At 73.3% G+C, this 13,780-nt stretch carries 15 protein-coding genes; 9 read left to right on the top strand and 6 right to left on the bottom strand.

Going from position 1 to position 13,780, the window contains the following annotated elements; all coding sequences use genetic code 11:
- Positions 1-11: 11 nt before the first annotated feature.
- From O7622_RS18640 to O7622_RS18630, 3 genes are read right to left on the bottom strand one after another with little or no spacing between them, the layout of a single operon-like run.
- Complete coding sequence (locus O7622_RS18640) at positions 12-575, bottom strand: GerMN domain-containing protein (protein WP_282309435.1); 564 nt, start codon at positions 573-575, stop codon at positions 12-14.
- Positions 572-1,921 (bottom strand): HAMP domain-containing sensor histidine kinase, encoded by a 1,350-nt coding sequence (locus O7622_RS18635; RefSeq protein ID WP_282309434.1) that lies wholly within the window; start codon positions 1,919-1,921, stop codon positions 572-574. The genes O7622_RS18640 and O7622_RS18635 overlap by 4 nt, the downstream gene beginning before the upstream one ends.
- Positions 1,918-2,592: a response regulator transcription factor gene (locus O7622_RS18630; protein WP_128138374.1), complete on the bottom strand. Its 675-nt coding sequence runs from the start codon at positions 2,590-2,592 to the stop codon at positions 1,918-1,920. Before O7622_RS18630 ends, O7622_RS18635 begins: the two co-directional genes overlap by 4 nt.
- A 150-nt stretch (positions 2,593-2,742) precedes the next feature.
- Here O7622_RS18630 and O7622_RS18625 point away from each other — a divergent pair, with 150 nt between their 5' ends.
- The 5 genes from O7622_RS18625 (at position 2,743) to O7622_RS18605 (ending at position 5,885) form a co-directional block, all read left to right on the top strand.
- Positions 2,743-3,108 (top strand): STAS domain-containing protein, encoded by a 366-nt coding sequence (locus O7622_RS18625; protein ID WP_282309433.1) that lies wholly within the window; start codon positions 2,743-2,745, stop codon positions 3,106-3,108.
- Positions 3,109-3,117: 9 nt separating this feature from the next.
- The gene (locus tag O7622_RS18620; protein WP_282309432.1) at positions 3,118-3,432 is read left to right on the top strand and encodes a hypothetical protein; all 315 of its coding nucleotides are present in this window, start codon (positions 3,118-3,120) and stop codon (positions 3,430-3,432) included.
- The gene (locus O7622_RS18615) at positions 3,429-3,995 is read left to right on the top strand and encodes an STAS domain-containing protein (protein WP_282309431.1); all 567 of its coding nucleotides are present in this window, start codon (positions 3,429-3,431) and stop codon (positions 3,993-3,995) included. Before O7622_RS18620 ends, O7622_RS18615 begins: the two co-directional genes overlap by 4 nt.
- On the top strand, positions 3,995-4,279 hold the full coding sequence (locus tag O7622_RS18610; protein ID WP_176739676.1) for a BON domain-containing protein: 285 nt from the start codon (positions 3,995-3,997) through the stop codon (positions 4,277-4,279). The genes O7622_RS18615 and O7622_RS18610 overlap by 1 nt, the downstream gene beginning before the upstream one ends.
- Before the next feature lie 139 nt (positions 4,280-4,418).
- The gene (locus O7622_RS18605) at positions 4,419-5,885 is read left to right on the top strand and encodes a cellulase family glycosylhydrolase (RefSeq protein ID WP_282309430.1); all 1,467 of its coding nucleotides are present in this window, start codon (positions 4,419-4,421) and stop codon (positions 5,883-5,885) included.
- Positions 5,886-5,929: 44 nt separating this feature from the next.
- On the opposite strand, the gene O7622_RS18600 is transcribed toward O7622_RS18605, so the two are convergent.
- On the bottom strand, positions 5,930-6,832 hold the full coding sequence (locus tag O7622_RS18600; protein ID WP_282309429.1) for a diiron oxygenase: 903 nt from the start codon (positions 6,830-6,832) through the stop codon (positions 5,930-5,932).
- Positions 6,833-6,880: 48 nt separating this feature from the next.
- Between O7622_RS18600 and O7622_RS18595 the strand changes: the two genes are divergently transcribed.
- The 4 genes from O7622_RS18595 to O7622_RS18580 all read left to right on the top strand — a co-directional run bounded on the left by O7622_RS18595 (position 6,881) and on the right by O7622_RS18580 (position 9,371).
- Positions 6,881-7,597, top strand: coding sequence for a TetR/AcrR family transcriptional regulator (locus O7622_RS18595; protein ID WP_282309428.1), 717 nt, complete (start codon positions 6,881-6,883; stop codon positions 7,595-7,597).
- Positions 7,594-7,863 (top strand): DUF4873 domain-containing protein, encoded by a 270-nt coding sequence (locus O7622_RS18590; protein WP_282309427.1) that lies wholly within the window; start codon positions 7,594-7,596, stop codon positions 7,861-7,863. The genes O7622_RS18595 and O7622_RS18590 overlap by 4 nt, the downstream gene beginning before the upstream one ends.
- A gap of 21 nt (positions 7,864-7,884) precedes the next feature.
- On the top strand, positions 7,885-8,523 hold the full coding sequence (locus tag O7622_RS18585) for a YdcF family protein (protein ID WP_282309426.1): 639 nt from the start codon (positions 7,885-7,887) through the stop codon (positions 8,521-8,523).
- Between the two features lie 89 nt (positions 8,524-8,612).
- Complete coding sequence (locus O7622_RS18580; RefSeq protein ID WP_282309425.1) at positions 8,613-9,371, top strand: glycosyltransferase family 2 protein; 759 nt, start codon at positions 8,613-8,615, stop codon at positions 9,369-9,371.
- 173 nt (positions 9,372-9,544) lie between these two features.
- On the opposite strand, the gene O7622_RS18575 is transcribed toward O7622_RS18580, so the two are convergent.
- Entirely contained in the window at positions 9,545-12,133 is a 2,589-nt protein-coding gene (locus tag O7622_RS18575) for a discoidin domain-containing protein (RefSeq protein ID WP_282309424.1), read from the bottom strand.
- Positions 12,134-12,407: 274 nt separating this feature from the next.
- Positions 12,408-13,757, bottom strand: coding sequence for a PHB depolymerase family esterase (locus O7622_RS18570; RefSeq protein WP_282309423.1), 1,350 nt, complete (start codon positions 13,755-13,757; stop codon positions 12,408-12,410).
- Positions 13,758-13,780 lie beyond the last annotated feature (23 nt).

Here is a 13,780-nt window from a genome sequence, read left to right as displayed (position 1 = left end):
CATCGAGTGTGTCATCGGGGTAGCAACGGCCGGTAGTCGGCGGCGGTGAGCGGCAGCGCGGAGAGGCTCCCGTCCGCGCGTGGCACCTCCAGCGGCTGCCCGTCCCGGCGGAACGCCACGCTGTACACGTCGGGCCGCTGAGTGAGGCTGCACACGATCTGCCCGAAGGCCAGCACCTCGTCGTTGCGGCCGGTCTCCTCCCCGGCCTGGCGTACGTCGACCGTGGCGAGCGTGCCGGTGAGCGTCGCCCCGGCCACCGCGACCGTGCCGGGCAGCGCCGTGGCCAGTCCCTGACGGCGCTCGCCGCCGTCCGGACCGGCCAGCAGGTGCTGGAGGTGCGAATCCACCTCCGGCAGCCCGTCCACCCGGCGCTTGACCACGACCAGCCCGTCGTCCCGGACGAAGCAGAACGGCTCGTCCACCCGCCCGTCCCCGTCGGCCGTCGAGGACACCGCCGGGGTCGGGAACGCGCCCGGCGGCGTCTGCACCAGGCGGGGCTCGTCGTCCACCGGCACCCCGCAGCCGGCCAGCAGCACTGCCGCGAGCAGGGCGGGCAGGAGCCGCCGCCGGCTCATCGCAACGCTCCGGGCAGCTCGACCCGGAACCGGGCGCCGGGCTCGCGGTCCAGCACCGCGGCCGTACCGCCGTGCGCGGCGGCGTGCTGCGCCACCAGCGCGAGCCCGAGACCGGTGCCGTCGGTGCCGGCCCGGTCGTGCGCCGCCCGCCCCCGCACGAACCGGTCGAAGATGATCTCGCGGTCACCCGGCGGCACGCCCGGACCACCGTCGTCGACCTCCAGCACACCTACGCCGTCGCGCCCGCCGAGGCGTACGGCGACCGGCCCACCGCCGTACCGCTCGGCGTTCTCCACCAGGTTCAGCAGCGTCTGGGCGAACCGGCGCCGGTCGACCCACCACAGGCGCGGGACGTCGCCCTCGACCGTCACCAGGCTCTCCGGCAGCGACCGCTCCCGGCAGACGGTCCGGGCCAGCTCCACCACGTCGACCGTCTCGCGGTGCGCCGGCTGCTCGGTGCGGGCCAGCTGGATGAGATCGTCGACCAGGCGCTGGAACCGGGTCACCTCGCCGGCGACCAGACCCGCCGCGGTCGCGGTGCGTTCGTCCTGGTGCTCCCGGCGGCGGTTGAGCACACTCGCGGCGGCGGCCAGGGTCTGCAGCGGCGAGCGCAGCTCGTGGCTCACGTCGGCGGCGAAGCGCCGGTCCCGCTCGATGCGGTGCACCAGCTTGTCGACCATCTCGTTGAACGAGGTGGACAGGCGGGTGAGGTCGGGATCGGTGGTCGGGTCGAGCCGGGTGGCGAAGTCGCCGGCCGCGATCCGTTCCGCCGCGTCGGCGACCGCGGTGAGCGGCCGCAGACTGTGCCGGGTGGCGTACCAGCCGAGCGCCGCGCCCGCCCCGGCGACCATGATCGCCACGGCGATCAGCGCCAGGCCCACCACCTGGAACGTCTCCTCGACCTCCCGCAGCGAGGTCAGCTCGTAGTAGCCGAGCGCGCCGGGCAGCGGCACGCCGACCAGCAGCACGGGCTGCCCGTCGAGCCGGATCCGCTGCACCGCGGGCTTGCCGTCGGCCACCACGCGCTGCAACTCCACCGGCACCGACCTGGCGCCCACGTCCGCGGTACGGGCGTACCAGCCGTCGGGCAGGTGCAGCAGCGGGCGGCGGGCGCTGCCGGTGTCGAGCGAGCGCAGCACGGCCACCACGTCCGGGGTGCCGGTGTCCAGGCCGGAGCGGACCACCGCGGCGTCGTAGTAGGCGGCCCGCACCGCGGTGCGCTCCCGCTCGTCGAGCAGCGAGCGCCGGGTCAGGTCGTACGAGAAGAGGGCCATCAGCGCGGACAGCAGCAACGCCCCGACGGCGAACGCCGCGGTGACCCGGGCGCGCAGGCCGGGCCGGGTCATCGCTGGAGCTTGTAGCCGAGGCCGCGCAGCGTGACCAGGTGGCGCGGGTTGGCCGGGTCGGGTTCGATCTTCTGCCGGAGCCGGCCGACGTGCACGTCGACGAGCCGCTCGTCGCCGGTCTCGTAGCCCCAGACCCGGCTGAGCAACTGCTGGCGCGACAGCACCCGCCCGGCGTGCTCGGCCAGCTCGCAGAGCAGCCGGAACTCGGTGCGGGTGACCGGCACCGGCTGTCCCGAGCGCCGCACCTCGCCGGCCTCCGCGCTGATCTCCAGGTCGCCGAAGAACTGGGCGGGCACCGGCCCGGCCACCGTGCGTACGCGCCGGCGCAGCGCCCGCAGGCGGGCGGACAGCTCCTTGATCGCGACCGGCTTCACCACGTAGTCGTCGGCGCCCGCCTCCAGCGCGGCGACGATGTCGTGGGTGTCGTCGCGGGCGCTGATCACCACGACCGGCACGTCGTCGTCGCGACGCAGCTGACGGATGCAGTCGAACCCGTTCATGCCGGGCAGCATCAGATCGACGAGCACGTAGTCCGCCGGCTTCTCCCGCTGCCGGCGCAGGCCGTCCTCGGCGGTCGGCGCGCCGTACGCCTCGTAGCCCTCCTCCTCCAGGGCGAGCTGCAGCGCGAGCCGGATACGGTCGTCGTCCTCGATCACCAGTACGGCCGTCATATGGGCATCATGACCGGCCCGGCACGGGTCGCCCAATCACGTGGGCCGTTCGTGGTTTTTGTCATCGAACCGTCATACAACCGTCCGGTGACCTCCAAGGTCCCTGAGCAGAGTGGGGGTCTGACCCGATCCCACCACGGAAGCGACCCGATGCCTGCCAGCCTGCCGTCCCCGCCGGAGTCCGCCGTGCCGCACGTGCGCGTGGACATCACCGACGAGCTGGACCTCGCCGGGCTGCCCGAGGTCGCCCACGTGGTGGACCGCATCCTCGCGCTACGGCCCCGCGAGCTGACGATCGACCTCGCCGGGTGCCGGCATGTGGACGCCGCCGCCGTCGCGCTGCTGCTGGACGTGCACCGCCGGCTGGCGCGGCAGGGCGGCCTGCTCACGCTGAGCAATCCACATCCGCGGATCCGGCGCATCCTGGAGAACTCCGGGCTCGGCGCCGTACCCGTCGTCGACACGCCCCGTCCGGCCGCTCGCGGCCGGGCCCGGGTCGCGTCCGCATCACGCTGAGGAGGAGTGGTGACCGGCAGCACGCTCGTCGGAGCGCTCGTGGTGGGTCTGGCCGTCGGTGGGCTGGGCCGCCTCGTCCTGCCCGGACGCAAGGCCGTCCCGGTGTGGCTGACACTCGCGCTCGGCGTGGCGTCCGCGCTGCTCGGCGCGATCGTGGTCGGGCTGGTGGACCACCGCACCGACGGATCGCCCGTGCTGCCGCTGATGGTGCAGACCGGCTTCGCCGCCGTGGCGGTCGTGCTGGCGGTGGTCGCCGCCGGCCGGCCGGAGGCGGAGGGGCAGACGCCGCCCGGTACGGGCGACCGGCGGAAGGAGGAGGTGTGACAGTCGTACCCGCGGACCACCTCATGATGCTCATCTGCGACGGCTGCGGCGACAGCGTCACCGGCACTGGAGCCACGCTGCCCGACGCCGAGGTGGTGTGGACGCTCGTGTTCGAGCACGACTGGGTCGGCTCGCCGTTCGCCTCTGGACCGCATCACTGCCCCCGGTGCAGCGCCCGCGCGGCCGTCGCCGACGACGGTCTGGGCCTGGACGAGCTGGAACAGGTCGCCGGCACCCCGGCCGCCCACGACCTCGACCCGGCCACGGCGGTCCGCCGCGCTCTCGACGAGCGTTCCCTCCGCGACGACATGGAGCTGGTCGACCTGTCCGGGCTGGAGGTGATCGACCCCGCCGGGCTCAGCCTGCTGGTGCGCGCGCACCAGGACGCCCGGCGCGACGGCCGCCGGCTGTGCCTGCTGTCCCCGTCGCGGTTCGTGCTCACCGTGCTGCACACCATGCGGCTCGACGGCGTCTTCACAGTCGTCGACGGCCGCGTCCCGGCGCCGGGCCCCGCGTCCCGGCGACCGGTCCTGACCGAACAGAAGGAGTCCTCCCCGTGGTGATGCCCTGGCCGTACCCCGAGTTCCCGTACACCGGCGGCGGACCGGAGCCCGACGACGCGGACACCCGGCTCGCGTCGCTCGTCGCGCAGCGGCTCAGCGCCGACTGGACCACCCGCCGGCAGCAGATCACAGTGACGGTGCAGAACCGGGTGGTGATCCTGGCCGGCCTGGTGGCCGACCCGGAGACGCGCCTGGTCGCCGCCGAGCTGGCCTGGGACGTACCGGGTGTGTTCGACGTCTGCAACGCGCTGCGGCTCTACGGCGGGCGGCGCGGCGGCCGCTGAGCGGCCGGCTGTTGCACGCATCGGCGTCCACCTCTACGCTCGGCCGTGGGAGCGCTCCCCAGGCCGCCGCGTCGGACTTTCCGGGCAGGTTCACGACGGGCATCGTCCGATCACCACCCACCAGATGGGACCTTCCCGCATGTTCTCGATTCCCCGCCCGTCCCGGCGGCACCTGCTCGTCGGCGGCGCGGTCGGCGCGCTCGCCCTGGCGGCGACCGCGGTCCTGCCGTCCGCGAACGCGCTGGCGGCGACCGGCTGTGCCGTCACCTACACCACCAACTCCTGGCCCGGGGGCTTCACCGCCACTGTCGCGGTGAAGAACCTCGGCGACCCGGTGAGCAACTGGACGCTCGGCTTCACCTTCCCCGACGCGGGTCAGCGTGTGGTGCAGGGCTGGTCGGCCACCTGGCAGCAGAGCGGCTCGGCGGTCACCGCGCGCAGCATGGACTACAACGGCTCGCTCGGCACCGGCGCCAGCACCACAGTGGGCTTCAACGGCTCCTGGGCCGGGTCGAACCCGAGCCCCACGTCGTTCACGCTCAACGGCACTGTCTGCACCGGCGGCACCGGCACACCACCACCGAGCACGCCTCCGCCGAGCACCCCGCCGCCCAGCACTCCCCCGCCGCCGACAACTCCCCCGCCCACCACGCCGCCGCCGACCGGCACCACGCCGGTCGCGATCAACGGCCAGCTCCAGGTGTGCGGCGTCAACCTCTGCAACCAGTACGGACGGCCGATCCAGTTGCGCGGCATGAGCACGCACGGGTTGCAGTGGTTCGCCAACTGCTACACCGACGCCTCGCTCGACGTACTCGCCAACGAGTGGCGGTCCGACCTGCTGCGCATCTCCATGTACGTGCAGGAGCAGGGCTACGAGACCAACCCGGCCGGCTTCACCAACCAGGTGAACACGCTCGTGGACAAGGCCGAGGCCCGGGGCATGTACGCGCTCATCGACTTCCACACGCTGACGCCCGGCGACCCGATGTACAACCTGGACCGGGCCAAGACGTTCTTCGCCAACGTGTCCGCGCGCAACGCCGCCAAGAAGAACGTGATCTACGAGATCACCAACGAGCCCAACGGGGTGAGCTGGTCGACCATCCGCAACTACGCCGAGCAGGTCATCCCGGTGATCCGGGCCAACGACCCGGACGCGGTGGTCATCGTCGGCACCCGGGGCTGGTCCTCGCTGGGTGTCTCCGAGGGCGGCAACTCCGACGAGATCGTGAACAACCCGGTGCGGGCGCAGAACATCATGTACACGTTCCACTTCTACGCCGCGTCGCACAAGGACAACTACCGCAACGAGGTGCAGCGCGCGGCGAGCCGGCTCCCGCTGTTCGTCACCGAGTTCGGCACGGTCACCTACACCGGTGACGGCGCTGTCGACACCGCCAGCAGCAACGCCTGGCTCGACCTGCTCGACCGGTTGAAGATCAGCTACGCGAACTGGACGCTCTCCGACGCCTCCGAGGGCTCGGCGGCGCTCCGGCCGGGCACCTGCGCGTCCGGCTCGTTCGGCGGGACGTCGGTGCTCACCGAGTCCGGCGCGTACATGCGCGAGCGCATCCGTACCGCCGACAACTTCCCCACCTCCTGACCGGGCGGCCGGCGGCGATCCTTTCCCCTTCGGGTCGCCGCCGGTCAGCCCTCCACCAGCCCGGCCCGGCGCCACAGCGCCCGGCCCGGCCCGGCGACCAGGCCCAGTTCGGTCAGGTGGTCGGCGATCCGCTGCGCGGACCAGCGCAGCGTGGCCCGCCAGTGCGGGTTGGCCCGCGCCGCGGCCCGGCCGGCCGCCGGGTCGATCCCGACCGCCGCGTACGCCCGCGGGTGCACCAGGCGCCGCGTGATCGAGTGCGCGGCCCGGCCGATCACCAGCCGCGAGTACGCGAGCGCCACCGGCCCGGCGGCCTCGACCTGCCGGGTCAGCTCGTCGCGCGCGAAGCGCACGTGCCGGGCCTCCTCTACCACGTGGATGCGCGACACCATCCGGATCAGCGGCTGCAACGACTCGTCGGCCATGATCTCGCGCTGGAACGAGTCGAGGATCTCCTCGGCGATCAGGATGGCCGCGTACATCTGCGGGCCGGTCGCCGTGGACTTGAGCCAGCGCCCGAGCAGGTGGTCGAACGGCTCGGCCCGGTAGACCGGCGCGCCGGCGGCCTCGATGAGCCGGCCGAACATGATGGAGTGCCGGCACTCGTCGGCGACCTCGGTGAGCGCGTACTGGGCGTGCCGGCTGGTCGGATCGGCGTCGTAGTAGTGCCGGATCAGCATCTGCATGAGGATCGTCTCGAACCAGATCCCGGCGCTGGCCGCGCTGACGACCTCGTGCTTGGTCAGCTCGACCCGCTGGTCCTCGGTCATGGCGTCCCACAGTGGAGTGCCGTAGAGGCTGCTGCGCGACGGCGGCAGCCAGTACGCGCCGGGCACCGGTGGCGCCGACCAGTCGATGTCGACCACTGGGTCGTAGCTGGTGCGTACCGAGGCGGAGAGCAGGCGGTCGGCGACCGCCTCGCGCGGGAATCCGGCCGTCGTCCGCTCCATGACCCCTCCATATTGACGTAACTTCGAGTAACTGTTACGAGTGGCAGCATGCGACGGACCACCACCGATGTCAATGGCCCCGACGATCCCCCGGAGCCGGCCGCACCCCGTACCGGCGGGCGGCGCGACCGCTGGGCCGACCACCGCGAACAGCGACGGCAGGAACTGATCGCCGCCGCCGTGCAGGCGCTGCTGCGGCACGGCCCGAGCGTCGACATGGACCAGGTCGCCGCCACCGCCGGGGTCAGCAAGCCGGTGCTCTACCGCTACTTCGCCGACAGGGCACAGCTCTGGCTGGCGGTCAGCGAGGTGGTCGCGGAGCGCGTGGTGGCCGCCATCGCCCCGGCTGTGGAGCAGGTTCGCGAGGAGCGCGCGCTGGTCGAGGCGACCATCGACGCGTACCTGAGCGTGGTGGAGTACGAGCCGTCGCTCTACCGGTTCCTCGTGCACGAGTCCGGGCATCCCGGCATCCAGCAGGTGGTGACAGGCACCAGCCGGCGGGTCGCGACCGGGCTGGCCCGGGTCATCGGCGACCGGCTGCGCGCGCTCGGCCTCGACGCCGGCCCGGCCGAGCCGTGGGCGTACGGGCTGGTCGGGTTCGTGCAGGCGGTCGGCGACTGGTGGACCACACACGGGCAGCCGATCCACCGGGCCGCGCTCACCGAATACCTGACCACGCTGCTGTGGAGCGGCATCGAGGGGGTCCGCCGGGGCGCGGACCTGCCACCGGAGCTGACCCGCGCGCACGAACGGATCGACAGGTGACCTGGCAGGGCACGGCGCAGATCGCCGGCACCACGGTCCGGCTGCACGCCGGCGGGCGGTTCGAGCCGGTCGACGGCCGCTACCACTGGGCCGGGCGGGTCGAGCCGGAGCCGCGCCTGGTCCGGCTGCTGCGCTCCGGCCGCCGCGAGGTGGAGGTCCGCATCGGCGAGCGGGTCGCCAGGGCCCGGCTGGCCGAGGTGGACCCGTGGGGCGGCGTCCGCATCACCGGCGTCGGCATCCCGCCCTGGCCGCCGGACGACGAGTGATCCGGCCCGTACCGTGAAGGGATGACGCCTCCCGCCACCGTGCTGCTGGTCTTCGGCCGTGGGGTGGTGGCGGGCGACGACGGCTACCGGCTCACCGCGGAGAGCGTCGCGCGCACCGAGGCCGCGGTGGCCTACGTCCGCGCGCACGCCGAGGCGTTCCGCCGTACGCCCGGCGCCCGGGTGGTGTTCACCGGCGGCTGGCCGCACGGCCCGGCCGGCGCGCCCGGCCCGCCCGCCGGCTACCGGGAGGCGGAGCTGATGCGGGCGCTGGCGCGCGAGGCCGGGCTCGACGCGTACGCCTCGTCGGCGGCCGAGACCCGCTCCCGCACCACGGTGCAGAACCTGGCGCACACCGTCCAGGACGGGCTGCTCGACGCGGCGGAGTTCACCGCGCGGCGCCCGCTCGGGCTGGTCTCCCACCCGTGGCACCTGCCCCGCGTCCGGCTGCTCGCCGCGCGCGTGCTCGGGCTGTCCGGCCCGGCGCTGGCCGACGTGCCGGTGACCGCGCCCGACCCGGTGCCCGTCCGGCGGGAGCGGGCCGCCCGGGCGTTCAGCCGGATCGGCTTCCTCGGTGTGCGTACCCCGGAGGCATCGCTGCGCCGCGAGCGCGCGCTGGCCCGCGCCGCCGACCGCATCGGACGCCTCACGCCCCGCCGGTGATTCGCCGCCGGTCGCCCGGGGTACGAGCGTCCTCGATCGACCCGGCGGGCCGTGCCGGCGGGCAAGTCCACCCGGGAGGTTCAGTGATCGTGCTCGTGCCGGTGTACCGACCGGGTGACCGGCTGCCGCCGCTGGTCGGCGACCTGCGGGCGGCGCTGCCCGGCGCGGACGTGCTCGTCGTCGACGACGGCAGCGGTCCGGCCGCCGCCGGGGTGCTGCGCGCGGCCCGCGACCGGGGTGCGACTGTGCTGCGCCGCCGGGTCAACCGGGGCAAGGGCGTGGTGCTGCGCACCGGCTTCCGGTACGCCTCGACGCACCACCCGGGACGCGACGTGGTCTGTGTCGACGCCGACGGCCAGCACGGTGTGCCCGACGTGTGCGCCGTGGCGGACCGGATGCGCGCCACCGGAGCGCCGGCGCTCGGCGTCCGCGAGTTCGGCGGCGAGGTCCCGGCGCGCAGCCGGTTCGGCAACGCGGCGACCCGGGTGGCGTTCCGCCTGGCGACCGGCCGGGACGTGCGCGACACCCAGACCGGGCTGCGCGCCTACCCGGCCGCGCTGCTCGGCTGGCTCACCACGATTCCGGGCGACCGCTTCGAGTACGAGATGACGGTGCTGCTGCGGCTGGTGCGCGCCGGGCTGCCGGTCGAGCAGGTGGAGATCGCCACCCGCTACCACGGCGACAACTCGGGTTCGCACTTCTCCGCGCTCGCCGACTCGGTACGGATCTACCGGCCGCTGGCCGCCTCCGCGCTCGCCCGCCTGCTCTCCCCCACGCCGCCGGAGCCGCACCCACCGGTGGACGGCGTCACGCCCGCGCTTCCCGGACCGGTGACGCTTACTCCCTGACCTGATCGCGCCGCCGCCGGCGGGTGCGCGGCGCGGTAGGGGTGGGCGGTGGACTCGTCCCACCACTGCGCCCCTCCCGTTCCCGCGATGTCCGTCCGGCGCGGGTACCCGCCGGGGTGGCGGTCATGCCCGGGGGCGGCCGGCCCGTGCGACGGGCCGCCCCCGGGCCCCGGTCAGGGGTAGCTGACCACGTTCACCGGCACGGTGTTCGTGCCCTGCGCGGTGCCACCGGTGTCGTTGATGACGTGGGTGATCGACCCGTTCCCGCCGAGCGAGACGGTGAGCAGGTCGTGGAACCGGACGCCGGCCCTGGTGGGGGCCTCGAAGGAGTGGTAGGCCGCGATGGTGGGGTCGACGTTGAAGTAGCAGTAGCTGCCCATGCCCCACCCCTCGAACGTGGTGACCGTGTCGGCGACCTTGAACGCGGCGTAGCCCACCCGGGAGCCGTTCATCCAGGAGGCCGCGTTCGGCGGGTCGTACGGCAGCTCGTTCTGGAAGAAGATCGTCCGCCCGTTGTTCCCGTTCCAGATCACCTCGTACTTCTGGTAGTGCTCGACGAAGAGCCCGAGCGCGGTGACGTTGTCGCCGTTGACGATCAGGCCGGTGTCCGCGGTGTTGACGGTCCAGCCGATGCCGGTGCCGTGATCACCCCGCCAGGCCCAGATGTGGTCGATCAGCGCGTCGTCCTGGTTGACCACCAGGCTGGTGGTGGCCTTCCCGGCGTGGGCGCCACCGATGCGGAAGAAGACGTCCTGGATCGAGGTGGGGTTGGTGGCGTGGCTGGCGGTCGACCCGGCCGGGCCGACCTGGAGCAGCATCGGCGAGTTCACCGCGCCGGCGTCGAAGAGCAGCCCGGCGAGGCGGACGCCGTCGACGTCGGCGACCGTCATCGGCACCACGCCGTTCTGCGGCACCAGCGTCGGGTAGCCGATGCCGAGCACCACCGCGCCGGCCCGGTTGACCGCGATGGTCTGGTCGACGGCGTAGACGCCGGGGGTGAAGAGCAGGTTCAGGCCCTGGGCCAGGGCGGCGTTGATGGTGGCCGCCGAGTCGCCGGGCTTGGCCACGTAGAACTGGCTCAGCGGGATCGACGTGCCCGGGGTGGCGCCGCCCAGCCAGGACGCCCCGCTGGCGTTGGTCCGGGTGGACGGGGCGAAGACCTGGTAGGCGCCGCTTCCGTCGAGGTAGAGGTAGGGCACGTCGCGGCTGACCGGGGTCTGCGCCAGCGTGGTGTACGGCGGGTTCGGGAAGCTGGTCGCGGGCGCGCCGACCACCCCGGAGTTCGTCACGTTCCACACCGCGTTGAGGTAGCCGCCGACGTTGCTGTCCCGGGTGTACCACTGCTGCTGGGAGTACGGCTGCACCACGCCGGTCACCCGGCTGTCCGCGATGTAGCCGCCACTAGCCCAGCCGTAGCCGTTCGGGGCCAGGTTCAGGTCACCCTGGATGTCCATCCGGCGGAACGGCGCGGCCTGCGACACCGCCCAGCGGGTGAACCCGGCCGACGGGAAGACCTGCATGTTCGACGCCGAGCGCCAGAAGTTCTGGGTGGCGTTGCCGTTGAACCAGCCGGCGTCCACCGTGACGTCGCCGTGGATACGCACGTCACCGGGGTTCCGGCCGAGCCCCATGATCGAGGTGTAGAAGCCGATCTGCGCGTTGATCCCGGAGTAGTCGCCCGGCTTGAACATCAGCGCGTACCGCTGGGTGCCGAACTGGTTGGACTCCTGGGAGCGGAAGACGGAATCGAGCTGGGCCTGGATGCTGGCGGCCGACATCGACGGGTCGAACGTGATGACGTTGGGCCCGAGCGACCCGCCGCCCGGCAGGGTGCCGCCGCCGGTGGTGTGCACTGTGAACTCCCACAGCGAGTAGCCCCAGCCGGTGGCCCGGGCGGTGCCGTAGACACGCACGTAGCGACCGGAACCGTTGACCGTCAGGGTGTCGGTCCCACCGTCGCCGCTGGTGGTGCTGTAGACGGAGGTCCAGGTGGCGCCGTCGGTCGAGGTCTGGATCTGGTACGCGCGCCCGTAGGCCGCCTCCCAGCTCAGCACGACCCGGCAGATCGCGCGGACGCTGCCCAGGTCGACCTGGATCCACTGCGGGTCGGCGGCGGCGCTGGCCCAGCGGGTACCCGGGTTGCCGTCGACCGCCGCGCCGGCGGGGGTGCCGGCGTTCTCGGTCGAGGAGGCGGTGGCCGGCCGGCCCTGGGCCGCGTTCGTCGCGGTGTCGCAGCCGCCGCTGCCACCGCCGGTGCTGCCGTAGACCTGGAACTCCCAGAGCGAGTAGCCGTAGCCGGTGGCGCGGGCGGTGCCGTACACCCGCACGTAGCGGCCGGTGCCGCTGACGGTCAGGTCGTCGGTGCCACCGTCACCGTTGGTCGTGCTGAACACCGTGGTCCAGGTGGCGCCGTCGGTCGAGGTCTGCACCTGGTACGCCCGCGCGTAGGCCCCCTCCCAGGCCAGGCTGACCCGGGAGACGGTGGCGGTCGCGCCGAGGTCGACCTGGATCCACTGGGGATCGGCGAACGCGCTGGACCAGCGGGTGCCGGAGTTGCCGTCGGTGGCGTTGGACGCCGGGGTGCCGGCGTTCTCGGTCGAGGAGGCGGTGGTGGGCCGCCCCTGGGACAGCAGCGGGTCGGCGGCGCGGGCCGGACCGGGCGGGCCGGCCAGCGCCACGGCGGCGAGCAGTGCGGTCAGCGCGGCGACCGTCCGCCGGGCCGGCCGGCGGGGTGGGGACAGCAGGAGTCGTACGGGTGACATGGGCATCTCCGGGACGGGTGGAGTGCGGGACGGGGTTTGCGGTTCCGATGCGGCGCACGGGTTCCGGCCGGATGACCGGTGCCCGCCCGTGCGGTGGACCATCCCCGGACGCAGTGGCGCATGTCAATTCCCGGATGCCTCACCCGCTACTTTTTTCGCGCCTTGTGAAAAGTCCGGAACAAAGCCTCTCACCAGGTTCGCATCCGGCGTGCGGGGTGGCGGCGTCCGCGCGGAGCGATGCCGCCACCCCGACCGGCGGCCCGGGTCAGCGGATTCAGGCGACGGCGCAGGGGCTGCCGTTGAGCGTGAACGCGGCCGGACTACCGGTGTTGCCGGCGTGGGTGGCCTGGAAGCCGATGGTCACCGAGCCGCCCGGCGCGACGGTGCCGTTGTAGGAGACGTTGCGGGCGGTCACCGCCCCACTGGCCGGCGCGTACGTGGCGTTCCAGCCCCCGGTGATCGTCTGCCCGCCCGGCAGGGTGAAGGCCAGGCTCCAGCCGGTGACCGGCGAGGTGGCCGTGTTCGTGATCGTCACGGACGCGGTCAGCCCGGTGTTCCAGGCGTTCACCACGTACCCGACCCGGCAGGCCCCCGACGGCGGCGGTGTGGTCGGCGGTGCCGTGGTGGGCGGCGGCGTCGTGGGCGGTGCCGTCGTCGGCGGAGGCGTGGTGGGTGGCGCGGTGGTCGGCGGCTGGGCGTTGTCCAGGCCGAAGAAGCGGATCGCCTGGGCCGCGTCGACCGGCAGGTTGTGCGAGACGCCCTGCATGCTGATCGCCTCGACTGTCGCGGCGCCACCGGTGCCGCCGTAACGGGTACGCGTGTAGCCGGCCTGCGGACTGTCCGTGTACACGGGCGTCTGGCTCAGCCCGTTCACGTTCGTCCACTGGTCGATCTGCTCGCCGAAGTTCGGGTAGCGCAGCGTCTCGTCGTCGGTGCCGTGCCAGACCTGCATCCGCGGACGCGGGCCGGGGTAGCCCGGATACGCGTTGCGCACCAGGTCACCCCACTGCTGCGGGGTCTTCAGCACCTGGCCGTTGGCGCACTCGCTGTTCCACTCCGAGCCGTTGGTGGTGGCGAAGCAGCCGAACGGCACACCGGCGAAGGCGGCGCCGGCCCGGAACACGTCCGGGTAGTCGCCGAGCAGCACGTTCGTCATCATCGCGCCGGACGAGGTGCCGGTGGTGAAGATCCGCTGCGAGTCGACCGGGTAGCGCTGCCGCACGTAGTCCACCATCGACTTGATGCCCACCGGGTCGCTGCCGCCGTCGCGGCGCAGCGCCTGCGGCGAGGAGACGTCGAAGCACTTGCTGCTGCGGGTCACCGACGGGTAGACCACGATGTAGCCGTACCGGTCGGCGAGCGCCGCGAACTGGGTGCCGGAGTACATGGCCGGGCCGCTGCCGGTGCAGTAGTGGTTCACCACGAGCAGCCCGGGACGGGCCGCGACGGCGTCCGGGACGTACAGGTACATGCGCAGGTTGCTCGGGTTGGCGCCGAAGTTCGTCACCTCGGTCAGCGCGGCGGCCGAGGCCGGCCCGGGAACGGCGAGCGCCGCCCCGGCGGCGAGCCCGGCGGCGGCCAGCGCCGCGCCGAGCAGCCGGAGTCTGCTCCTTCTGGACAGCATGCTGTTCTCCTCGGTGGTGGGAA

The organism is Micromonospora sp. WMMD1076 (assembly GCF_029581475.1).
Taxonomy (GTDB): Bacteria; Actinomycetota; Actinomycetes; order Mycobacteriales; family Micromonosporaceae; genus Micromonospora; species Micromonospora aurantiaca.
The sequence above is the reverse complement of the archived record's forward strand: the minus strand, read 5'-3'. Positions and strand labels throughout refer to the sequence as shown.